Here is a 19,905-nt window from a genome sequence, read left to right on the forward strand (position 1 = left end):
GGTCAAGCGCGCGGGGCTGGGGCAAGGTGACAGGTGAATTTCCCCCCGCCGGCCCTAGGTCATGGCGGGACCGGGGCGTGCCCGGACGACAGCCAAGCAAGACGAGACGATGAAAGCATCCGACCTGATCGACGTGTACCAGCCCGCCGAGGGCCCGCCGCCGCAGACCCTGCGCGCCTTTATAGGCTGGGCGCTGCGCGGATCCTTCCCCGTGCTGATCGTGGCCGCCGTCCTGTCCGCGCTGACCGGCGGGGCCGAGACGCTGACGGCCTATTTCCTTGGCCTCGTGGTCGACCGCGCCACCGAATCGGGCCCCGGGGCGTTCTTTTCCGCCGGCAATGTCGCGGTGATCGTGCTGGCGGTCGTCTTCTTCCTGATCGCGCGGCCCGTGCTGATGGGGCTCAGCGCGGCTGCGAACTCGATCGTCGTGCAGCCCAACGTGATGCCACTGGTGCTGGCGCGGCTGAACCGCTGGACGCTGGGCCAGTCGGTCACCTTCTTCGACGACGATTTCGCGGGGCGGATCGCGCAAAAGCAGATGCAGACCGCCCGCGCCGTGACCGATGTGACGGTCGAGATGATCAACGTCGTCGCCTTTGCGCTCGCCTCGCTGGCCGGGACGCTGCTGCTGCTGGGCGGGATCGACTGGCGCATCGCGCTGGTCTTCCTTGTGTGGCTGGCGGCCTATTTCGCGTTGATCCGCTTTTACCTGCCGCGCATCCGCGAACGGTCCAAGGACCGGGCGGGCACGCGGGCCATGGTCTCGGGCCAGATCGTCGATACGATCACCAACATCAAGACCGTGCGCCTGTTCGCCCATTCCGAGTTCGAGGATCAGGCCGCGCTGGGCGCGCTGGGCACCTTCCGCGACTCGGCGCTGCATTTCGGGCGGCTGGCGGCCAGTTTCCGATTCTTCCTGATGACGCTGGCGGGGTCGCTGCCGGTGATCCTGGTGGGCGGCACGCTGATCTTCTGGTCGCAGGGCACGGCCACGACGGGCGATATTGTCGCAGCCGGGACGCTGGCGATCCGCATCGCCCAGATGACCGGCTGGGTCAGCTTCACCCTGATGAACATCTACGCCAGCGTGGGCGAGGTCGAGGACGGCATCCGCACCCTCACCCCGCGCAACCGGCTCGAGGACAGCGCCGGCGCGCAAGAGCTGACCGTGCCCGACGGGACGATCACCTTCGACGGTGTGGGCTTTGCGTATGGCCGGCAGGTGGGCGGCGTGTCCGAGTTGACGCTGACCATCCAGCCCGGCGAAAAGGTCGGGATCGTCGGCGCCTCGGGGGCCGGGAAATCGACGCTCGTGGCGCTGCTTTTGCGGCTTTATGACCCGGAACAGGGTCGAATCCTGATCGACGGGCAGGACATCACCGGCGTGACCCAGGACAGCCTGCGGCGCAAGATCGCCATGGTCACGCAGGATACGGCGATGTTCAACCGCTCGGCCCGCGACAACATCATGTACGGCCGCCCCGACGCCACCGAGGCCGAGCTGATCGCCGCCGCCGAGAAGGCCGAGGCGGATGAGTTCATCCGTACGCTCAAGGATCACAAGGGGCGGGAAGGCTACGACGCCTACCTTGGCGAACGGGGGGTGAAACTGTCGGGCGGGCAGCGGCAGCGGATCGCGCTGGCGCGGGCGATTCTCAAGGATGCGCCGATTCTCGTCCTGGACGAGGCCACAAGCGCCCTCGACTCCGAGGTCGAAGCCGCGATACAATCGGCCTTGAACAGGGTCATGGAAGGCAAGACCGTGTTGGCCGTCGCGCACAGACTTTCGACGATAGCCGACATGGACCGGATCGTGGTGCTGGACGGGGGACAGATCGTCGAGACAGGGACGCACGAGGACCTGTTGGCGGCGGACGGCCTGTACGCCCGGTACTGGCAGCGGCAATCCGGTGGTTTTCTGGGACTCAGGGACGCGGCGGAATAGGGAAATTCCATGCGCAGGGTCATGATCGTCGGTCAACCGGGATCGGGCAAAAGCTGGCTTGCGCGCCGGCTGGGGCAGATCACCGGACTCCCCGTTCACCACATGGACCAGATCCACTACATGCCCGGCTGGATCGAACGGCCGATGTCGGAAAAGATCCGCATGGCGACCGAGATCGAGAATGGCGATGCCTGGATCTTCGAGGGCGGGCTGTCGCGCACCTATGCGCACCGGATCGACCGCTGCGACACGCTGATCCTTCTCGACCTGCCCTTCGCCAAGCGATTCGCGCGGGTGCTTTGGCGGACGGTGGTCCGCTACGGCCGGACCCGGCCCGACATGGCGCCGGATTGCCCCGAGAGCTTCAACTTCCAGTTCCTGAAATGGATGTGGCGGACGCGCAAGCTGCACCGCGCCACGCTCGGGACCTGGATCAAGAAGGCGGACCACGAGGTCGACGTGGTCGTGTTGCGCAGTAAGGGCGAGGTGGCGCGCTACCTCGACGGCCTGCAGGCACCGAAACCGGTGCGGCAGCGGATAAGGAAGCGTGACGCAGTACCGAATACATAGGCTTGGCCATCATGGCGACGGCATAGCCGACGGACCGATCTTTGCCCCCCTGACCCTGCCGGGTGAGGAGGTGACGGGCGAGGCCGACGGTTCCCGTCTGCACGACGTCAAGATCGTGACGCCCTCGGACGACCGGGTGAAACCGCCCTGCCCGCATTTCCGCAGCTGCGGTGGCTGCCAGTTGCAGCACGCAAGCGACGATTTCGTCGCCGGCTGGAAGGTCGACGTGGTGCGGCAGGCATTGCAGGCGCAGGGGCTCGAGGCTGACTTTCGCCCGATCCTGACCTCGCCGCCATTCTCGCGCCGCCGTGCCGCGTTTTCGGCCCGGCGCACCAAGAAGGGCGTGCAGGTCGGCTTTCACGGTCGTGCCTCGGGTGTGATCGTTCCGATCGAGACTTGCCACCTGCTGCATCCCGACCTGCTGGCCGCCCGCGACGTGGTGGCCGAGTTCGCCATGATGGGCGGTAGCCGGAAAGGGGAGATCACGGCGCTGGTGACCCTGTCGCTGGACGGGCTCGACCTGTCGGTGACGGGGGGCAAGCCGCTGGACGGGCCGCTCGAATCGTCGCTGGCGCAACTGGCCGGCCAGCGCGGAGTTTCGCGGCTGGCGTGGGACGGAGAGGTCATCGCCCTCAGGACCCCGCCCCGGCAGGTCTTCGGTGCGGCCCATGTCGCCCCGCCGCCCGGCGCCTTCCTGCAGGCGACCAGGCAGGGCGAATCGGCCCTGCTTTACGCGGTGACCGAGGCTGTGGGCGATGCGAAGCAGGTCGTCGACCTCTTTGCCGGCTGCGGCACCTTCGCCCTGCCGCTGGCCGAACGGGCCGAGGTGCATGCGGTCGAGGGCGAGGCCGCGATGATGCAAGCGCTCGACCTGGGTTGGCGCAATGCCAAGGGGCTCAAGAAGGTGACGCACGAGACGCGCGACCTCTTCCGCCGCCCGCTGCTGCCGGACGAGCTGAAGCGATTCGACGCCGCTGTCATTGACCCGCCCCGCGCGGGTGCGCAAGCGCAGGTGACCGAGCTGGCCGAGGCCCGCGTGCCCGTCATCGCCTTTGTCTCGTGCAACCCGGTGACCTTTGCGCGCGATGCCGCGATCCTGACCCAGGCCGGCTACGCGATGGACTGGGTGCAGGTCGTGGACCAGTTCCGCTGGTCGGTGCATATCGAGCTGGCGGCGCGGTTCAGCCTCGCGCGGTAGGTCCGGGCGCGGCCCGACGATGCGCGGCTACGCACCAGCCGGCACATCACATCACAAACCAGCCAGCCGGCGCCGCTGTCCCCGGAATCGCTTCACCGGACCCCCCGATTCGTGTAAAAGGCGACGTATCGAGCCCCCAACAGAAGACGCCCCAGAATGCGCCCTGTCACGATTGCCCTCCTCCTAGCCCTCGCCACCGGGATCTCCGGCTGCGCAAGCAAGTTCAAGACCTACAACGGCCCCGAAGTCACCCGCGTCGTCGTCATGAAAGGCGAACGCCGGATGCACCTGCTGCATCACGACAAGGTGCTGAACAGCTACGATTTCGACCTTGGCTTCGCCCCCGTCGGCGACAAGCAGGTCGAGGGGGACGGCAAGACGCCCGAGGGGCGCTATTTCATCGACCGCCGCAACCCGAACAGCCAGTTCCACCTTTCGGTCGGGATCTCTTACCCGAACGAAAACGACATCCGTGAGGCGCTGGAGCTGGGCAAGCGGCCCGGCGGTGACATCTTCATCCACGGCGCGCCGAACGGGCGCGCACGGGCCAAGCTGGCGGCCGACTGGACGGCCGGCTGCATTGCCGTGACGAACAAGGAAATCGAGCGGATCTACGCGATGGTGCGCGACGGCACGCCGATCGATATCTACCCGTAAGATCCGGAAAAGCTTACTGAACCTGAGCGATCATGGGGGCCGGGCTGGACATCGCGCCCAGCACCATGGTCCACCAGATCTTGCCGTTGTTCTCCTGGTACCAGGCAAAGCCCATGTCCGACGCGTCGGGCGCGAGAATCACCCGGCGGGTGTCCTCCTGCTCCATCCAGGCGGCAAGCGTTTCCAGCTCGGTCTCGTAGGTCTCGGAAATCGTCTCGCCGGTCAGGCGGCCCGGGTAGCCGACGCGGCGCACCCGGTCGATGGGCGAGGAGCCGTCCGAGCCGAAGTGCCAGGGCCGGTTCTGCACCGACATGTCGCGGGCATGGGTGGCGGCGGCGGCATTGAGCTGCGCGTTCAGCTGCACCGGCGACCGGCCGGCGGCCGCACGCAGCGAATTCACCGAATCGAGCATCCGGTACTGGATCTGCGCCGTCTGCGCATTGCTGATGCGGTAGAGCTTGGGCAAGGGTTTGCCATCGGGACCCATGGTCTGCGTCGGCGGGGCCGCACAGGCCGCCAGCGTCAGAGAGACGGCAAGGATCAAGAATCCGCGAAGCATTTGGCAAGTCCACCCCTTTTCGTGCCCGACCGGCTTATCCGCTGCCGCGTTGCGTTTCAAACCCACAAGCACGTGACTTGGCCAAATGTCGCTTGTTTGATTTGCCACTGAGGCATTCTCGCAATAAATCTAAGGGTATTCCCGCATTTTCTGCCAGGAAGCGGAGGCTTATATGACCCATCCCAAGACACGCACCCTCGGACGCCGCGGATTCCTTGCCGGCACGGCGGCGGCCCTTGCCGCGCCCGCGCTGGCCCAGACCGGAGCCGAAACCACCGAGATCGAAAGCGACATCAGCCAGGCCGTGCGCCACAACATCTCGAGCTTCCGGACGCTCGATTGGCGCAACTACTTCAGCGATCTGCACAATGGCGCGGTCCTGGTCGACATCTCGTCGCGCGCGCTGCATTTCTGGGCCGAGGACGGGGTGACCTACAAGCTCTACCCCTCGTCCGTGCCCCTGTCCGAAGACCTGACCCGCCGCGGGCGTACCTCGGTCGTCCAAAAGGTCGAGGGCCCGTCCTGGCGCCCGACCCCGTCGATGAAGCTGCGCAACCCCGAATGGCCGGACTTTGTCGGCCCCGGCCCGGATAACCCGCTCGGGACCCATGCGCTGTACCTCAGCTGGACCTATTACCGGATCCACGGCACCCATGACACGCGCAAGATCGGGCGCCGGTCGTCGAACGGGTGCATCGGGCTTTACAACGAACATATCGCCCAGCTTTTCGCGGCCACGAAAGTGGGCACACAGGTGTTGCTAATTTGACGACATCGGCCCGCGTCGCTGCCTCCGGATCCTAAGAAGCGTTTGCCTTCGCTCGATTTTGCTGGTTAGACGTTAGGTACGAGGTAAGTCTTGGGTGCCTGCTGGCTTGCGTTCTATGCGCCGTCGCCAGGCGAATATCTGGAGGATACTATGAAGAAACTCGTTCTCGCTGCTGCTCTGACCGCCGCCGCTTCGACCGCATTTGCCGGCAACATGGCCGAGCCGATCATCGAAGCTCCGGTCATCGTGGAAGAAACTGCCGCATCGTCCTCGGGCGCCGGCATCATCGTTCCGCTGCTGGTTCTGGCGCTGGTCGCCGCTGCAGTCGCAGCCGACTAAGTCGGATGTCCCGGGACTTGTCCCGGCGGCACAGCAAAAAAGAACGGCCGTCCCGGATCGGGGCGGCCGTTCTTGCATTTCGGGGCTTTGCTTTGCGCCGGAATTCCGCGACATGGCAGGAATGGAGCGGGACGCGGGCATATCCATCACCGGGCTGACGGTCGAAAAGGCCGGGCGGCGTCTGCTGGACGGCATCGACCTGATGCTGACCGAATCGCGCATCGGTCTGGTGGGCCGCAACGGGTCGGGCAAGACGACACTGGCGCGGGCGATCTGCGGGCTGATCGAGCCGCAGGCCGGCGCGGTGACGATTCGCGGCGTCGACGTGGTGCGGGACCGCAAGGGCGCGCTGGGCGCGGTCGGCATGATCTTCCAGAACCCCGATCACCAGATCATCTTTCCCACCGTGGTCGAAGAGATCGCCTTTGGCCTGCGTCAACAAGGCCGCAGCCGCCGCGAGGCGCGCGCCGTCGCGCGCGATGAGCTGGCCATTTTCGGCCGCGAAGACTGGGCCGAGCGGCCTGTCGCCACGCTCAGCCAGGGTCAGCGGCACCTTGTCTGCCTGATTTCCGTGCTGGCGATGAAACCCTCCGTGCTGCTGCTGGACGAACCCTTCACCGGGCTCGACATCCCCACGGTGCGGCAGTTGCAGGCGCTTCTGCGCGGGCTCGACCCGCAGGTGATCCACATCACCCACGACCCCGCGCTGCTCGACGGTTACGACCGTGTCCTCTGGCTCGACGGCGGCCGGGTGCAGCAGGACGGCCCGGCGCCTGCGGTGCTGCGCGACTACCTTGCCGCCATGACCGACGGAGGCGCCGATGCTTTCGCTGACCTCACCGGTTGAAACGCCCTATCACCGCATCCCCACACCGCTGAAATTCGCCGCGCTGGCGCTGGCCACGCTTGGCCTCTTCCTTGCGCCGCAGCTTTGGGTGCAGGCCCTCGCACTGGCCGGGGTCATGGCGCTCTACGCGGTGGGCGGCCGGACCTTCTTGGCCGAGGGCTGGCGCAACCTGCGGCCGCTGATGTGGCTCGTCGTGCTCCTTGCCGGTTGGCACGCGATCACCGGCGCCTGGGCGAGTGGCGCGCTGATCATCCTGCGCATGGTGACCCTTGTCGCGCTGGCAACGCTGGTCACCATGACAACCCGGCTCGACGATGTCATCGGCCTTGTCACGCGGCTGACCCGCCCGCTGCGTCCGCTTGGACTCAAGTCGGGTGCCGTGGGGCTTGCCGTGGCGCTCGTGATCCGCTTTACACCCGTGCTGACGGACAAGGCCGAGGCGCTGCGACAGGCGTGGCGCGCGCGCTCCGCCCGGCGGCCGGGCTGGAGACTTTTGGGGCCGCTGCTTCTGGCGGCGGTGGATGATGCGGATCATGTCGCCGAGGCGCTGCGCGCCCGGGGCGGGATCCCGGAAGGGGAGTGAGACATGGAACGTTCCTTGGTGATGGTGGCGCTTTTTGCCGCGCTGATCGCGGCGCTGGGGCTGATTCCGCCGGTCACGCTGGGCTTTGGCGTGCCGATCACGGCGCAAAGCATGGGGGTCATGCTGGCCGGCTGCGTCCTGGGCGCGCGTCGCGGCGGCCTGGCGGCGCTGCTGTTCATCGCGCTGGTAGCGCTGGGCCTGCCGCTTCTGGCCGGCGGCCGGGGTGGCCTTGGCGTCTTTGCCTCGCCTACCGTTGGCTTCGTCGTCGGCTTCCCCATCGCCGCCTTCGTCACCGGCCTGGTGATGGAGCGGTTGCGCAGCGTCGCGGTCTTCCCTGCCGCGCTGCTCTCGGCCCTCGTCGGCGGTGTGCTGGCGCTTTACGTGCCGGGCGTGCTGGGGCTGGCCTTCGTGCTGGGCAAGTCGGTGCCCGAGGCGGTGCTGCTGGTCGCGGCCTTCATCCCAGGGGACATCGCCAAGGCGGTCATCGCTTCTGCGCTGACGGTGATGCTGGCCCAGGCGCGGCCCGAGTCGCTGCTCTCGCGCGGCTGATCCTCAGGCCTGGAACAGCGCGGCGGTGCCGATCCCGCCCGCCGCGGCAATCGCGGCGAGCCCCCGGCCGCCATCGCGGCAGAGGTCGTGGAACAGCCGCACCGCCAGCACCGCGCCCGAGGCGCCGATCGGATGCCCCCGCGCCAGCGCGCCGCCGCGCCCATTGACGATCTTGGGGCTGATCCCTGCGCCGTCGACGCAGGCGATGGCCTGCACGGCATAGGCCTCCATGATCTCGGCATGGGTAAGGGTGTCCGGGTTCACCTCGAGCGCCCGGATCGCCGCCAGTGGCGCGAGCCCCGGCATCTCGGGCGCCGCGCCCCGGGTTGCGGCGCGGACCATGCGCACCGGGCCGGGCCTGGCCGACATCACGACAAAGGCCGCCCCGTCCGCCGCCACGGCGGTATTGGCCGCGGTGATGTTGCCCACGAGGACTTTGGCCCGTGCGCAGACCTTCGGCGTCAGGCGCCGCGCAAAGGGGTCATGCGTCTCTGACACGGGCGGAATCGACACGATCTCGGGGGTCAGCACCTCCCGCGCGGCCAGCGCACGGGCATGGCTGATGACGGCCCATTCGTCTTGACGGTCGCGGCTGATGCCCTGCATCTCCGCCAGAGTGGCGGCCGCCGCGTCCATCTCCGGGTCGCGGCCCGGCCAGGGAGAGAAGGGCGGCCGGTCGTAGGGGACGAGGCTGCCATCGGGTTGCACCCTCGCGCGATAAGGCCGCAGCGAATAGCTCTCGACCCCGCCGGCGATCACCGTCTCGGCCATGCCCGAGGCGATCAGCGCTTGCCCCAGCAGCAGCGAATCCAGCCCGCCTGCGCATTGCCGGTCGATACTCAGCCCCGCGACCTGTTCGGGCAGCCCTGCCGCCAGCGCGACCAGCCGCGCCGGGTTGCCGCCCGCGCCCAGCGCATTGGCGCAGATCAGCTCGTCCGCGGTTCCGATCCCGGCGTCCTCCATGACCGCCCGCACCACCGGCGCGCCCAGCTCATGCAGGGACAACCCGGCCAACGCGCCGCCGCGCGGGGCCACGATGCTGCGCCGCGCGGCATGGAGGTAGACCGCCCTCACAACAGCGCCTCGAGCGCGCGCAGGTCGGTCTTGCCCGAAGGCAGAAGTGGCCAGTCCGCCACCCGTATCATGGCGCGTGGCGCCTTGGTCGGACCCAGTGCCGTGCGGGCAGCGATCAACGCGGATTCAGTCTCTATTTCACCGGAAACCAGCGCAATCGGCACCTGGCCGCGCGCCGTGTCGCGGCGCGGGAGGACGGCGGCATGGGTCACGCCGGGAAGGGCCAGCAGCACCGCTTCGATCTCTTCCGGATGCACCTTCTGGTCGGCCACCTGGAACACCCGGTCGCCGCGCCCGGTCAGCCAGAGATGGCCGTCCCTGTCCAGGTACCCATGCTCTCCGACCGTCAGCGCGGCCCCGTCGCGCCGCGTGCTGCCCGTGTCGCCCCCTGCGTACCCGGCAAAGGCGGTGGGGGTCTCGATCCAGATCTCGCCCTCCGCGCCCACGGGCAGCGCTGCGCCTTGCGCATCGCGGATCATCACCTGCACCCCGGGATAGGCGCGACCGACCGAGCCTTCGGGCGTTGTCGCGTCGCTGATCGAGATGAAACTCGTCTCGGACGCGCCGTAAAAGACGTGCAGGGCAGCATTCGGCGCCATCGCCCGAACCTGCCCGGCTGTCGCGCTGTCCAGCGCGCCGCCGCCGACCAGCACCAGCCTAAGCTTGGGGCAGGGCGCCTCGCCCAGCTGCCGCAACTGCACCGGCGTGGCGTACAGCACCGTGGTCCCGTCCTCGCGCAGCGCCTGTGCCTGCCGGTCCGGGCGCATCCCGTCCAGCAACCGCAGGTCGGCGCCCACATGCAGCGCCTCGCAGGCGGCGTAGAGCGTGAGCGAATGCGACAGCCCGCCGAGCGTGGCGTAGCGATCTGACGAGGACAGGCCGAAAAGCCCTGTGTTCGTCTCGAAATTTGCACGCCACGAGGCCATGCTCCGCCGGATGCGACGCGGCGCGCCGGTGCTGCCCGAAGTGGTGCACTGGAAGTGGCCCGGGGCCTCTTCACCCTGCACGGTGACTCCATCGGCGTGGACGCAGAATGGACGAGCAACAGCGGCGCAGGCCATAACCTGCGCCAGGGCCGCGCCAATCGGTCGGTCGACAATCGCGCACAGCTCGCCGTCACTCGGCGCGCCATCAGGCGCATGACCGCGCGGCGCGCCATCAGGCTCATGATCAAGTGGCGCGCCATCAGGCGCGACGCCCCCCCCGTCCGGCCCGGTCACCCGCGACGCCGGGTGCCAGCGGAACCGGTCAGGAGAGCCAGCCGCCAAGATGCGTCTCCATCACCGCGCAAAGCGCGTCGATATGGGCCGGGTCGTCGTTGAGGCAGGGGATGTAGGTAAAGCTCTCGCCGCCCGCATGTTCGAAACTCTCGCGGATCTCCTCGTTGATCTCCTCGAGCGTCTCGATGCAGTCCGCGGAAAACGCGGGCGCCACCACGGCGATCTTCTTTTTCCCCGCCTGCGCCAGACGCGCGACCTCTTCGACCGTGTAGGGCTTCAGCCATTCCTCGGGGCCGAACTTGGACTGGAAGGTGGTGATGACCTCGTCCTGCCCCCAGCCCAGCCGTTCGCGCAGCAGGCGGGTCGTCTTGGCGCAGTGGCAATGGTAGGGGTCGCCCTGGTGCAGGTAGCGTTCCGGCAGCCCGTGATAGGAACAGACCAGCACGTCGGGACGGTCATCGCCCACCACCCGCTCGACCGATTGCGCCAGCGCCTCGATATACTTCGGATGGTCGAAATAGGGGTCGATGATGCGGGCCGTGGGCTGCCACGTCTCCTTCATCAGCGCGCGGTAGAACTGGTCGTTCGCCGTGGCCGAGGTGGCGCCCGCATATTGCGGATAAAGCGGGACAAAGAGGATGCGGTGGCACCCTGCCTCGACCATCTTGCGCACCTTGGATTCGGTGGACGGATTGCCGTAACGCATCGCGAAATCGACCATGACGCGGTCGCCGTAGCGCTCGGCCATCTGCGCGGCAATCGCTTCGGTCTGGTCCCGCGTGATGGTCATCAGCGGGCTTTCGTCCTTTTCCGTGTTCCAGATCGTCCGGTAGGCCGCGCCCGACTTGAACGGCCGGATCGACAGCACGATGCCTTGCAGGATCGGCTGCCATTTCCAGGCCGGGTAATCGATCACCCGCTTGTCCGACAGGAACTCGCTCAGGTACCGCCGCATCGACCAGTAGTCGGTCGCATCGGGCGTGCCGAGGTTGGCCAGAAGGATGCCCACTTTGCCCTTTGGCAGGGCGGGGTGGTCGGCGGGGGCATGCGCGGGGCGGGTGGCGTCGGTCATCTCTGGCGGTTCCTTGGCCGGCGGGCCCTAGAGTTTCTTTTCCTCGGTCCCCAGGGCATCGGCCAGCCGTTGGGCGGCACTGCCGGGGCGCAGCGGCTTTGGTTGCGACGGGTCCGGGGCCCAGCCGCTCAGCGTGATCAACTCGACCGTCGCGGGCAGGCGGCCCTCGGCCGTACCGAACGTCTCGGCATAGATACGCCCGGCCAGCGGGAAAAGATCACGCTGCGGCGTTTTGCGCAGGCGCGAGGCCAGTACGTTGACCTCTCCCATCCCGCGCAGGTCGCGCATCAGCCGCAGGATGTCGCCGTACTCGACGGTGAAGCGGTCCGCATCCGCCACCGGCAGCGCCAACCCGGCCCGTTGCAGCAGCGCGCCCAGGTCGCGGATATCGGCCATCGGCAGCACCCGGGGGCTGAGCCCGCCGGTCAACCGGCTCTCGGCCTCGGCCAGCGCGGTGCGGAGTTCGTTGAGGCTTTGCCCGCCGAACATCACGCCGAGGAACAGCCCGTCGCCGCGTAGCGCCCGGCGCGACTGGATCAGCTGCCCGACCGGGTCATTGGCCCAGTGCAGCGCCAGCCCGTGCAGCACCAGGTCATGCGCGCCGGGCTCGAGCGCCAGCACCTCGTCATCGGGTACGATTGTGGCGCCGGGAAAGGCGGCGGCCCAGGGGCCGGGCGCCCCGGTCACGATGGCGATGTCCGTAAACGTCCTGTTAACCAGGCTCAGGCGATCCTGGAGCGAGGCGATGGCCTCGTCATGCAGGAACAGCGCGTCCTCCGCCAGGCGGCGGCGGGCGCGGGTCAGGGCAGGGCGATCGGTGAGCTTCGGAGCCTCGGTCATGGAACGGTCTCATAGGATGTTCGCGTCGGCAATTCAAACGGCATTGGCGGTGATCTACCCGCCGGCCTGCCTGGGCTGCGGCGGGCGGGTGGAGCGCGACTTCGGCCTTTGCGGCGCCTGCTGGGGGCAGATGCCCTTCATCGGCGGCACGGTCTGCGACGCCTGCGGTGTGCCGCTGCTGGGCGAGGAGGAGGCGGAGGGCGCGCTCTGCGAGGAGTGCCATGCCCATCCGCGTCCCTGGTCCCATGGCCGCGCGGCGCTGATGTACGAAGAGATGGCGCGCAAGCTGATCCTCGGCTTCAAGCATGGCGACCGGGAAGAGGTCGCGCGCCCCGCCGGGCGCTGGCTGGCGCAGGCGCTGGGCCCGCTGGTGGATGCCGAGACGCTGATCGTGCCGATCCCGCTGCACTGGAAGCGTATCCTCAAGCGCAAATACAACCAGTCGGCCCTGCTGGTGCAGGCGCTGGCGCGCGAGACCGGTGCTGTGCCCGCGCTCGACCTGCTGCAACGGCGGATCGCGACGCCCTCGCTGGATGGCAAGACAAGGGCAGAGCGGTTCGAGATCCTGTCACAAGCGATCCAGGTGACGCCGAAACGGCAGGGGCTGGCGACGGGGCGGCGGGTGGTTCTCGTCGATGACGTGATGACCAGCGGCGCCACATTTGCGGCCGCCACACAGGCGCTTTTGCCGGAAAATCCGGCGCGGATCGACGTGGTGGCACTGGCACGGGTTGCAAAGCACGCCTACATGACCCAGTAACAATGCCATCACGCGAAGGCTGGGTATCATGCAACCGGTTGAAATCTATACGACTCCGTTCTGCGGCTTCTGCTTCGCCGCCAAGCGCCTGCTGACGTCGAAAGGGGTCGAGTTCACCGAAATCGACGTCGCCGCCAACCCCGATCGCCGCCCCGAGATGGTGCAGCGCGCGAATGGCGGGCGGACGGTGCCGCAGATCTTCATCGGCAAGGACCATGTCGGCGGTTGCGATGAGCTGATGGCGTTGGAGCGGGCCGGCAAGCTCGATCCGATGCTCGCCGGGGCATGAAGACCGCGCTGCTTCAGCTCTCGTCCTCGGACGATCCGGCGCGCAACCTCGCCACCGTGCGCGAGATGCTGCGCGCGGCGGCGGACCGGGGCGCGGGCTTTGCCCTGACGCCCGAGGTCACGAACTGCGTCTCGGGCAGCCGCACCCACCAGGATGCCGTACTGGTGGCCGAGGCGGATGATCCGACCCTCGCGGGCCTGCGCGAAACGGCGTCCGAGCTGGGGCTCTGGCTGCTGATCGGCTCCATCGGCGTCAAGACCGATGACGCGGACGGGCGCTTTGCCAACCGCTCGATCCTGCTGTCGCCCAAGGGCGAGATCGTCGCGCGTTATGACAAGATCCACATGTTCGACGTGCAGGTATCGGAAACCGAGACCTACCGCGAATCAAAGAACTACCGCCCCGGGGACCGTGCCGTGCTGGCCGAGACGGATTTCGCCCGGATCGGCATGACGATCTGCTACGACATCCGCTTCCCGCACCTGCACCGCGCACTGGCCCAGGCCGGGGCCGAGGTGCTGACCGTGCCCGCCGCCTTCTCGCCCGTCACCGGCGCGGCCCATTGGGAGCCGCTGCTGCGCGCCCGCGCCATCGAGACCGGCGCCTACGTTCTCGCCCCGGCCCAGACCGGCCAGCATGACGTCTCGCGCGGCCGCCCCCGCGCCACCTACGGCCACTCCATGGTGGTCTCGCCCTGGGGCGAGGTGCTGCTGGACGCCGGCACCGGCGTGGGTGTGAGCTATGTGGACATAGACCGGGCCGAGGTCGCCTCCGCCCGCGCAAAGATCGGCTCTCTCGGCCACGACCGGCCCTACACGGGCCCGGGCGCATGAGCGCCGAGACACAGGTCCTGGCCGCGACGCTCTTCAGCGAGATCCTGACGGCCGAGCAACTGCTCAGGACGCGTCTGTCCAAGGCCCTGCCCAAGGGGATGGAGATCTCTCATTTCTCGGTCCTGAATCACCTGGCGCGGGCGGGCACCGAACGCAGCCCGGCCCAGCTGGCGCGCAGCTTTCACGTCACGCGCGGGGCGATGACCAACACGCTCGGCCGGCTCGAGGCGGCCGGGTTCGTACACATCCGCCCCGACTGGGACGATGCGCGCAAGAAACTGGTGGCGATCAGCCCCGCCGGCCGCGCCGCCCGCGACGCCGCGCTGCAAAGCATCGAGCCGATGGTGTCCGAGCTGATGGAGGAGCTTGGCGCCGACAAGGTCCGCGCTGCCCTGCCGATTCTGCGCGAAGTGCGCGCCAAGCTCGAAACGGGGTAGGAGGGGGCCAGCCCCCTCGGCGCCAGGGCGCCTCACCCCCGGAGTTTACCTGGCAAGATGAAGGGGATCAGGCCGGGCGCGTGGAGGCGGTCACGTAATTGACCGAGAGGTCGCGGGGCGAGATGCTCCATTGCCAGGAGACCGGGTTGAAGACAAAGCCCTTGCGGTCGACCGGCGTGAGGCCCGCGCGGGACAGCAGGTCGAACAGCTCGTCCGGGGTGATGAATTTCGACCATTCATGCGTGCCCTTCGGCAGCCAGCGCATCACCCATTCGGCGCCGACGATGGCCATGGCGAAACTCTTGGGGTTGCGGTTGATGGTCGAGCAGACCATCAGACCGCCCGGCCTCAGCAGCGACTTGCAGGCGGTGAGATAGGCGAGCGGGTCGGCGACGTGCTCGACCACCTCCATGTTCAGCACCACGTCGAACTGCTCGCCCGCCGCAGCCATGGCTTCGGCCGTGTCGTGGCGGTAGTCGATGTCGAGCCCCGATTGCGCGGCATGGGTTTCGGCCACGGGGATGTTGCGCGCGGCGGCGTCGACGCCGATGACCGTGGCGCCCAGCCGCGCCATCGGCTCGCACAAGAGCCCGCCACCGCAGCCGATGTCCAGCAGGCGCAGCCCGGTGAAGGGCTGTGGCTGGATGAGATCGCGGTCGAACTCTTCGGCGATCTGCCGGCAGATGTAGTCCAGCCGCACCGGGTTCATCATGTGCAGCGGCTTGAACTTGCCATGCGGATCCCACCATTCGGCTGCCATTGCCTCGAATTTGGCGATTTCCGCGGGGTCGACGGTATTTGTCTCGGGGTGCATGGGATCTGGCCTATGGTCTTTTGCCTCTGAGGCACAATATAGATCGTGCATGGACAAATTCTCGGGCCAAAAGCGCGCAGGTCAGAACCTCTACCCGCCCCGCGATCCCTTCGATCAGCGGATGCTGGATGTCGGGCAGGGGCACCGCGTCTATTTCGAACAATCCGGGCGGCGCGACGGCCTGCCCGTGGTGGTGCTGCATGGCGGACCGGGCGGCGGATGCAGCCCGGCGATGCGGCGGTATTTCGACCCTGATCACTACCGGGTGATCCTGTTCGACCAGCGCGGCTGCGGGCGCTCGACGCCCAATGCCAGCGTCAAGGACAACACGACCTGGCACCTGGTCGAGGATATCGAGCGGATCCGGCAGGAGCTGGGGATCGAGGAGTGGGTGGTCTTCGGCGGCTCCTGGGGCGCCACGCTGGCGCTGATCTACGCACAGGCACATCCGGACCGGGTGACGAACCTGGTGCTGCGCGGCGTGTTCCTGGCGACGCAGGACGAGCTTGACTGGTTCTATGGCGGCGGCGCGGGGCAGTTCTTTCCCGAGACCTGGGCACGGTTCGAACGGCTCATCCCCGAGGACGAACGCGGCGACATGATCGCGGCCTACCACAAGCGCCTGTTCTCGGGCGACCTGATGGTCGAGACCGAGCATGGCCGCGCCTGGTCGGCCTGGGAAAACGCGCTGGCCTCGATCCAGTCGGATGGCAAGGGCGGAGAGGGGCCGGGGCACTATGAGCGCGCCTTTGCCCGGCTCGAGAACCACTACTTCACCAACAAGGCCTTCCTTGAGTATGACGGGCAGATCCTGGCCGAGATGGACCGGATCGCCCATATCCCCGGCGTGATCGTGCAGGGCCGCTACGACATGATCTGCCCGCCGCGCAAGGCCTGGCAGCTGGCGCAGCGCTGGCCCGAGGCCGAGTTGAAGATGGTCCGACACGCCGGTCACGCGCTGAGCGAGCCGGGCATCTCGGACGAGCTGGTGCGTGCCATGGACCGTATCGCGGCCGAGCGGCAGACGGTATAGTTCGGGGCCGAATCAGGATGGTGGCATGACCCGGATCGACCGACGCAAACTGCTGACGACAGGCGCCTTCGCCGCGGCCTTTGCCGGGGCTGGCATGCCGGTCGGCGCGCGGCCCAAGCGCGGCGGGCTCTTGCGGGCGGGCGTGTCGGGCGGAACTGCGACCGATTGGGATGCGCGCCGGCCCTGGGGCCTTGCCATGGCGGTCTGCGGTGCCGGCGCGGTCTTCGACACGCTGACCGAGGTCGCGCCCGATGGCAGCCTGCGCGGCGAACTCGCCACCCGCTGGGAGGCCCTCGACGGCGCCACGCGCTGGGCGCTCGAGCTGCGCCGCGATGCCATGTTCCACAACGGCAAACCGCTCGAGGCGACGGACGTGATCGCCTCGCTCGCGCTGCACGGGCCGGGGACGGCTGGCTGGGCAGTGATGCGCCGCGTCGCGTCCATGCAGCCGCGCGGACGCCACGCGCTCGACGTCACGCTGCACGCGCCGGATGCCGATTTCCCTTACCTGCTGTCCGACTACCACCTGGTCATCTACCCCGGCGACGACATCACGGGCGCCATGGCGCAGGGCATCGGCACGGGGCTCTACCGGACCGAACGGCTCGCCGAAGGCCGGCTCGAGGCGCGCCGTGTGCGCGATCATGACCGTGGCGAGACGGCCGGCTGGTTCGACGAGATCGAGATCCGGGCCCTGGACGGACATGCCGCGCAACAGGCGCTGGCCAACCGCCAGGTCGACGTGATCGACGGCGAGGCCGAGGCGCGCGCCGTCTCGTCGCGCATCGTAACCGGCCAACCCTACCCGGGCGTGCCCGAGCAGGTCTCGCTGCCGCCCTTCGCCGATTACGTTGTCTCGGCCCATGAGCGGCTCGCCCTGCCGCGGGTCATGGGCAACCTCTGGCCGCTCGACAATGCGCGCCTGGCCGAACGCTGGTGGATGGCCTGACCCTTCGGCGCCCAGCCAGAAGGTCGGGATGCCTCCGGCGGGCGTTTAGTGGCACAATGAAGCAGGGGATCCGTCCTTCATTGTGCCTGTAAACTCCGGGGGGTGTGGGGGGCTGGCCTCCCACGGCACACCGCATCACAGCACGTAGCGGCTGAGATCCTGGTTCCGCGTCAGCTCCCCGAGGTTCTTCTCGACGAAAGCCGCATCGACCGTGACGCTTTCCCCGGCCTTGTCGGGCGCGGTGAAGGACAGCTCTTCGAACACCCGCTCCATCACCGTGTAAAGCCGCCGGGCGCCGATGTTCTCGACGCTGCCGTTGACCTCGGCCGCGATGCGGGCGAGCGCGGCGATGCCGTCTTCGGTGAAATCGACCGTGACCTCTTCGGTCCCCATCAGCGCGGTGTACTGGCGGGTCAGGGCGTTGTCGGTTTCGGTCAGGATGCGGACGAAATCGCCCTCGGTCAGGGCGCGCAGCTCGACCCGGATCGGCAGGCGGCCCTGCAACTCGGGCAGTAGGTCCGACGGCTTGGCGATGTGGAAGGCGCCCGATGCGATAAAGAGGATGTGGTCGGTCTTGACCGGCCCGTGCTTGGTCGACACCGTCGTGCCCTCGATCAGCGGCAGCAGGTCGCGCTGCACGCCCTCGCGGCTGACGTCGCCGCCGCGCGCCTCGGCCCGGGCGCAGACCTTGTCGATCTCGTCGAGAAAGACGATGCCGTTCTGCTCGACCGAGGTCAGCGCGGCGGTCTTCACCGTCTCGTCGTCCAGCAGCTTGTCGGCCTCTTCGCTGACCAGCACGTCGTAGCTTTCGGCGACCGTCATCGACTTGCGCGTGGTGCGCTGGCCGAAGGCCTTTCCGAAGATGTCGCCAAGGTTCATCATCCCCATCTGGCTGCCCGGCTGGCCGGGAATGTCCATGGTCGGAAACGGATTGGCCTGCTCGGTCACCTCGAGCTCGATCACCGTATCGTCCAGCTCGCCCGAGCGGAGTTTCTTGCGGAACATCTCGCGCGTGCCTTCGCGGGCATCGGTGCCGGCGAGGGCGGTGATCACCCGATCCTCGGCCGCCTTCTGGGCGCCGGCCTTCACCTCCTCGCGCATGTACTCGCGGGTCTGGACGATGGCGGCGTCGGCCAGGTCACGGATGATCTGCTCGACATCGCGGCCGACATAGCCGACCTCGGTGAACTTGGTCGCCTCGACCTTGATGAAGGGCGCCTTGGCCAGTTTCGCCAGCCGGCGCGAGATCTCGGTCTTGCCGACGCCGGTGGGGCCGATCATCAGGATGTTCTTGGGATAGACCTCGTCGCGCAGGTCATCGCTCAGCTGCTTGCGGCGCCAGCGGTTGCGCAGGGCCACGGCCACGGCGCGCTTGGCGTCCTTCTGGCCGATGATGAACCGGTCGAGTTCCGAGACGATTTCGCGGGGGGTCAGGTCGGTCATGGGATGTCCTCGTGCGGCCGCGGGACCAGGCCTGCGGCGGGTATCATGCAGTGCGCGCGGCGTTACTTGCCGATCTTCTCGACCGTGAGCCTGCCGTTGGTGAAAACGCAGATGTCGGCGGCGATGGCCATGGCCTCGCGCGCGACGGTCTCGGCGTCCTTGTCCGTGTCCATCATCGCGCGACCGGCGGCGAGCGCATAGTTCCCGCCCGACCCGATCGCGGTCACGTCATGTTCAGGCTCGAGCACGTCGCCGGCGCCGGTGATGACCAGCAGCGTCTCGCCATCGGTGACGATCAGCATCGCCTCGAGCTTTTGCAGGTACTTGTCGGTGCGCCAGTCCTTGGCAAGCTCCACGGCGGCACGGGTCAGCTGGCCCGGCGTCGCCTCGAGCTTGGTCTCGAGCCGTTCCAGCAGGGTAAAGGCATCGGCGGTCGAGCCGGCGAAGCCTGCCACCACGTCATAGCCGCCGGGCTTGAGCCGGCGCACCTTGCGGGCGGTGCCCTTGATCACGGTGTTGCCCAAGCTGACCTGTCCGTCGCCGGCAATCACCACCTCGCCGCCCTTCTTGACGCCGATGATGGTCGTGCCGTGCCAGCCGGGAAAATCGCTCTCTGCCATGTCGCTCTCCGTTCGTTCAGGGGGCTATATGGCCGTGCCGGCGCCGGGGAACAAGGGCGGGGGCGGAAACGCAAAGGGCGCCCCGCGGTCGGGACGCCCTTTCGAAACGCGATGGGTCGCGGCTCAGACGGCCGAGTCGATCCAGCTTTGCAGCGCGGCTTTCGGCGCGGCGCCGGTCTTGTTCGACACGACCTGGCCGTCCTTGAAGATGAAGAGCGCGGGGATGCCGCGCACGCCCAGGGCGGCGGCGGTCATCGGGTTCTCTTCGACATCGACCTTGGCGACCTTGATCTTGCCGCCGTATTCCTTGGCCAGCTCTTCCAGGGCCGGGCCGATCTGGCGGCAGGGACCGCACCATTCGGCCCAGAAATCGACGACGACGGGCACGTCGGAGTTTTTCACTTCTTCGTCGAAGGTGGCGTCGGTCACGGCGACGGTGGACATGGCGGTTCTCCTGGAAGGATATGGGTCAGCTTGGAGCCGGAAGGTAGGCACTGGCCTAGAC

24 protein-coding genes are annotated in these 19,905 nt (G+C 67.9%); 15 read left to right on the plus strand and 9 right to left on the minus strand.

The window, feature by feature from the left end; genetic code table 11:
* Window positions 1–109 precede the first annotated feature (109 nt).
* The 4 genes from MF270_RS13325 to MF270_RS13340 all read left to right on the plus strand — a co-directional run bounded on the left by MF270_RS13325 (window position 110) and on the right by MF270_RS13340 (window position 4,370).
* Window positions 110–1,945, plus strand: coding sequence for an ABC transporter ATP-binding protein (locus MF270_RS13325; RefSeq protein ID WP_238366390.1), 1,836 nt, complete (start codon window positions 110–112; stop codon window positions 1,943–1,945).
* Between the two features lie 9 nt (window positions 1,946–1,954).
* Window positions 1,955–2,515 (plus strand): P-loop NTPase family protein, encoded by a 561-nt coding sequence (locus tag MF270_RS13330; protein WP_238366391.1) that lies wholly within the window; start codon window positions 1,955–1,957, stop codon window positions 2,513–2,515.
* The gene (locus tag MF270_RS13335) at window positions 2,493–3,713 is read left to right on the plus strand and encodes a class I SAM-dependent RNA methyltransferase (RefSeq protein ID WP_238366392.1); all 1,221 of its coding nucleotides are present in this window, start codon (window positions 2,493–2,495) and stop codon (window positions 3,711–3,713) included. The genes MF270_RS13330 and MF270_RS13335 overlap by 23 nt, the downstream gene beginning before the upstream one ends.
* 156 nt (window positions 3,714–3,869) lie before the next feature.
* Complete coding sequence (locus tag MF270_RS13340; RefSeq protein ID WP_238366393.1) at window positions 3,870–4,370, plus strand: L,D-transpeptidase family protein; 501 nt, start codon at window positions 3,870–3,872, stop codon at window positions 4,368–4,370.
* Window positions 4,371–4,383: 13 nt separating this feature from the next.
* Here MF270_RS13340 and dalA read toward each other — a convergent pair whose 3' ends face one another.
* Entirely contained in the window at window positions 4,384–4,929 is a 546-nt protein-coding gene (gene dalA, locus MF270_RS13345) for a divisome-associated lipoprotein DalA (RefSeq protein WP_238366394.1), read from the minus strand.
* A 172-nt stretch (window positions 4,930–5,101) separates the two neighbouring features.
* Between dalA and MF270_RS13350 the strand changes: the two genes are divergently transcribed.
* The 5 genes from MF270_RS13350 to MF270_RS13370 all read left to right on the plus strand — a co-directional run bounded on the left by MF270_RS13350 (window position 5,102) and on the right by MF270_RS13370 (window position 8,016).
* Window positions 5,102–5,698 carry a L,D-transpeptidase gene (locus MF270_RS13350; RefSeq protein ID WP_238366395.1) on the plus strand — a complete coding sequence of 199 codons (597 nt, stop codon included), beginning with the start codon at window positions 5,102–5,104 and terminating at the stop codon, window positions 5,696–5,698.
* A gap of 150 nt (window positions 5,699–5,848) precedes the next feature.
* A complete protein-coding gene (locus tag MF270_RS13355) occupies window positions 5,849–6,037 on the plus strand; it encodes a hypothetical protein (protein ID WP_238366396.1) in 189 nt (62 codons plus the stop codon).
* Window positions 6,038–6,158: 121 nt separating this feature from the next.
* On the plus strand, window positions 6,159–6,884 hold the full coding sequence (locus MF270_RS13360) for an energy-coupling factor ABC transporter ATP-binding protein (RefSeq protein WP_238366397.1): 726 nt from the start codon (window positions 6,159–6,161) through the stop codon (window positions 6,882–6,884).
* Window positions 6,859–7,467, plus strand: a complete 609-nt coding sequence (locus MF270_RS13365; RefSeq protein ID WP_238366398.1) for an energy-coupling factor transporter transmembrane component T family protein — start codon at window positions 6,859–6,861, stop codon at window positions 7,465–7,467. Before MF270_RS13360 ends, MF270_RS13365 begins: the two co-directional genes overlap by 26 nt.
* A 3-nt stretch (window positions 7,468–7,470) precedes the next feature.
* Window positions 7,471–8,016 carry a biotin transporter BioY gene (locus tag MF270_RS13370; protein ID WP_238366399.1) on the plus strand — a complete coding sequence of 182 codons (546 nt, stop codon included), beginning with the start codon at window positions 7,471–7,473 and terminating at the stop codon, window positions 8,014–8,016.
* 3 nt (window positions 8,017–8,019) lie between these two features.
* Here MF270_RS13370 and MF270_RS13375 read toward each other — a convergent pair whose 3' ends face one another.
* The 4 genes from MF270_RS13375 to MF270_RS13390 form a co-directional block, all read right to left on the minus strand.
* Window positions 8,020–9,090 (minus strand): thiolase family protein, encoded by a 1,071-nt coding sequence (locus tag MF270_RS13375; protein ID WP_238366400.1) that lies wholly within the window; start codon window positions 9,088–9,090, stop codon window positions 8,020–8,022.
* On the minus strand, window positions 9,087–10,097 hold the full coding sequence (locus MF270_RS13380) for an AMP-binding protein (protein ID WP_238366401.1): 1,011 nt from the start codon (window positions 10,095–10,097) through the stop codon (window positions 9,087–9,089). Before MF270_RS13380 ends, MF270_RS13375 begins: the two co-directional genes overlap by 4 nt.
* 241 nt (window positions 10,098–10,338) lie before the next feature.
* Window positions 10,339–11,382, minus strand: a complete 1,044-nt coding sequence (hemH, locus tag MF270_RS13385; protein ID WP_238366402.1) for a ferrochelatase — start codon at window positions 11,380–11,382, stop codon at window positions 10,339–10,341.
* Window positions 11,383–11,409: 27 nt separating this feature from the next.
* Window positions 11,410–12,222: a methyltransferase domain-containing protein gene (locus tag MF270_RS13390; protein ID WP_238366403.1), complete on the minus strand. Its 813-nt coding sequence runs from the start codon at window positions 12,220–12,222 to the stop codon at window positions 11,410–11,412.
* A 49-nt stretch (window positions 12,223–12,271) separates the two neighbouring features.
* Here MF270_RS13390 and MF270_RS13395 point away from each other — a divergent pair, with 49 nt between their 5' ends.
* From MF270_RS13395 to MF270_RS13410, 4 genes are read left to right on the plus strand one after another with little or no spacing between them, the layout of a single operon-like run.
* Window positions 12,272–12,982 carry a ComF family protein gene (locus MF270_RS13395; RefSeq protein ID WP_336246017.1) on the plus strand — a complete coding sequence of 237 codons (711 nt, stop codon included), beginning with the start codon at window positions 12,272–12,274 and terminating at the stop codon, window positions 12,980–12,982.
* 28 nt (window positions 12,983–13,010) lie between these two features.
* Window positions 13,011–13,271 carry a glutaredoxin 3 gene (gene grxC / locus MF270_RS13400; RefSeq protein WP_238366405.1) on the plus strand — a complete coding sequence of 87 codons (261 nt, stop codon included), beginning with the start codon at window positions 13,011–13,013 and terminating at the stop codon, window positions 13,269–13,271.
* A complete protein-coding gene (locus MF270_RS13405; RefSeq protein ID WP_238366406.1) occupies window positions 13,268–14,104 on the plus strand; it encodes a carbon-nitrogen hydrolase family protein in 837 nt (278 codons plus the stop codon). The genes grxC and MF270_RS13405 overlap by 4 nt, the downstream gene beginning before the upstream one ends.
* The gene (locus MF270_RS13410) at window positions 14,101–14,541 is read left to right on the plus strand and encodes a MarR family winged helix-turn-helix transcriptional regulator (protein ID WP_238366407.1); all 441 of its coding nucleotides are present in this window, start codon (window positions 14,101–14,103) and stop codon (window positions 14,539–14,541) included. The genes MF270_RS13405 and MF270_RS13410 overlap by 4 nt, the downstream gene beginning before the upstream one ends.
* Before the next feature lie 67 nt (window positions 14,542–14,608).
* On the opposite strand, the gene ubiG is transcribed toward MF270_RS13410, so the two are convergent.
* The gene (ubiG, locus tag MF270_RS13415; RefSeq protein WP_238366408.1) at window positions 14,609–15,355 is read right to left on the minus strand and encodes a bifunctional 2-polyprenyl-6-hydroxyphenol methylase/3-demethylubiquinol 3-O-methyltransferase UbiG; all 747 of its coding nucleotides are present in this window, start codon (window positions 15,353–15,355) and stop codon (window positions 14,609–14,611) included.
* Between the two features lie 49 nt (window positions 15,356–15,404).
* Here ubiG and pip point away from each other — a divergent pair, with 49 nt between their 5' ends.
* Both pip and MF270_RS13425 read left to right on the plus strand, forming a co-directional pair.
* Complete coding sequence (pip, locus tag MF270_RS13420) at window positions 15,405–16,388, plus strand: prolyl aminopeptidase (protein WP_238366409.1); 984 nt, start codon at window positions 15,405–15,407, stop codon at window positions 16,386–16,388.
* Between the two features lie 25 nt (window positions 16,389–16,413).
* Complete coding sequence (locus MF270_RS13425) at window positions 16,414–17,337, plus strand: ABC transporter substrate-binding protein (RefSeq protein WP_238366410.1); 924 nt, start codon at window positions 16,414–16,416, stop codon at window positions 17,335–17,337.
* Window positions 17,338–17,472: 135 nt separating this feature from the next.
* Here the strand turns inward: MF270_RS13425 and hslU are convergent, their stop codons facing one another.
* The 3 genes from hslU to trxA all read right to left on the minus strand — a co-directional run bounded on the left by hslU (window position 17,473) and on the right by trxA (window position 19,844).
* Complete coding sequence (gene hslU, locus MF270_RS13430) at window positions 17,473–18,780, minus strand: ATP-dependent protease ATPase subunit HslU (protein WP_238366411.1); 1,308 nt, start codon at window positions 18,778–18,780, stop codon at window positions 17,473–17,475.
* A 62-nt stretch (window positions 18,781–18,842) separates the two neighbouring features.
* Complete coding sequence (hslV, locus tag MF270_RS13435; RefSeq protein ID WP_238366412.1) at window positions 18,843–19,400, minus strand: ATP-dependent protease subunit HslV; 558 nt, start codon at window positions 19,398–19,400, stop codon at window positions 18,843–18,845.
* Between the two features lie 123 nt (window positions 19,401–19,523).
* Window positions 19,524–19,844: a thioredoxin gene (gene trxA, locus MF270_RS13440; protein ID WP_238366413.1), complete on the minus strand. Its 321-nt coding sequence runs from the start codon at window positions 19,842–19,844 to the stop codon at window positions 19,524–19,526.
* Window positions 19,845–19,905 lie beyond the last annotated feature (61 nt).

Origin of the sequence: Mesobacterium pallidum (assembly GCF_019966535.1) — a bacterium.
GTDB classification, from domain to species: Bacteria; Pseudomonadota; Alphaproteobacteria; order Rhodobacterales; family Rhodobacteraceae; genus Mesobacterium; species Mesobacterium pallidum.

Bases quoted from the DNA above. Each gene is read 5' to 3' on its own strand.
- MF270_RS13325 (WP_238366390.1), top strand. From the start codon at position 110: ATGAAAGCATCCGACCTGATCGACGTGTACCAGCCCGCCGAGGGCCCG.
- MF270_RS13330 (WP_238366391.1), top strand. From the start codon at position 1,955: ATGCGCAGGGTCATGATCGTCGGTCAACCGGGATCGGGCAAAAGCTGG.
- MF270_RS13340 (WP_238366393.1), top strand. From the start codon at position 3,870: ATGCGCCCTGTCACGATTGCCCTCCTCCTAGCCCTCGCCACCGGGATC.
- dalA (WP_238366394.1), bottom strand. From the start codon at position 4,929: ATGCTTCGCGGATTCTTGATCCTTGCCGTCTCTCTGACGCTGGCGGCC.
- MF270_RS13350 (WP_238366395.1), top strand. From the start codon at position 5,102: ATGACCCATCCCAAGACACGCACCCTCGGACGCCGCGGATTCCTTGCC.
- MF270_RS13355 (WP_238366396.1), top strand. From the start codon at position 5,849: ATGAAGAAACTCGTTCTCGCTGCTGCTCTGACCGCCGCCGCTTCGACC.
- MF270_RS13360 (WP_238366397.1), top strand. From the start codon at position 6,159: ATGGAGCGGGACGCGGGCATATCCATCACCGGGCTGACGGTCGAAAAG.
- MF270_RS13365 (WP_238366398.1), top strand. From the start codon at position 6,859: ATGCTTTCGCTGACCTCACCGGTTGAAACGCCCTATCACCGCATCCCC.
- MF270_RS13370 (WP_238366399.1), top strand. From the start codon at position 7,471: ATGGAACGTTCCTTGGTGATGGTGGCGCTTTTTGCCGCGCTGATCGCG.
- hemH (WP_238366402.1), bottom strand. From the start codon at position 11,382: ATGACCGACGCCACCCGCCCCGCGCATGCCCCCGCCGACCACCCCGCC.
- MF270_RS13390 (WP_238366403.1), bottom strand. From the start codon at position 12,222: ATGACCGAGGCTCCGAAGCTCACCGATCGCCCTGCCCTGACCCGCGCC.
- grxC (WP_238366405.1), top strand. From the start codon at position 13,011: ATGCAACCGGTTGAAATCTATACGACTCCGTTCTGCGGCTTCTGCTTC.
- MF270_RS13405 (WP_238366406.1), top strand. From the start codon at position 13,268: ATGAAGACCGCGCTGCTTCAGCTCTCGTCCTCGGACGATCCGGCGCGC.
- MF270_RS13410 (WP_238366407.1), top strand. From the start codon at position 14,101: ATGAGCGCCGAGACACAGGTCCTGGCCGCGACGCTCTTCAGCGAGATC.
- ubiG (WP_238366408.1), bottom strand. From the start codon at position 15,355: ATGCACCCCGAGACAAATACCGTCGACCCCGCGGAAATCGCCAAATTC.
- pip (WP_238366409.1), top strand. From the start codon at position 15,405: ATGGACAAATTCTCGGGCCAAAAGCGCGCAGGTCAGAACCTCTACCCG.
- MF270_RS13425 (WP_238366410.1), top strand. From the start codon at position 16,414: ATGACCCGGATCGACCGACGCAAACTGCTGACGACAGGCGCCTTCGCC.
- hslU (WP_238366411.1), bottom strand. From the start codon at position 18,780: ATGACCGACCTGACCCCCCGCGAAATCGTCTCGGAACTCGACCGGTTC.
- hslV (WP_238366412.1), bottom strand. From the start codon at position 19,400: ATGGCAGAGAGCGATTTTCCCGGCTGGCACGGCACGACCATCATCGGC.
- trxA (WP_238366413.1), bottom strand. From the start codon at position 19,844: ATGTCCACCGTCGCCGTGACCGACGCCACCTTCGACGAAGAAGTGAAA.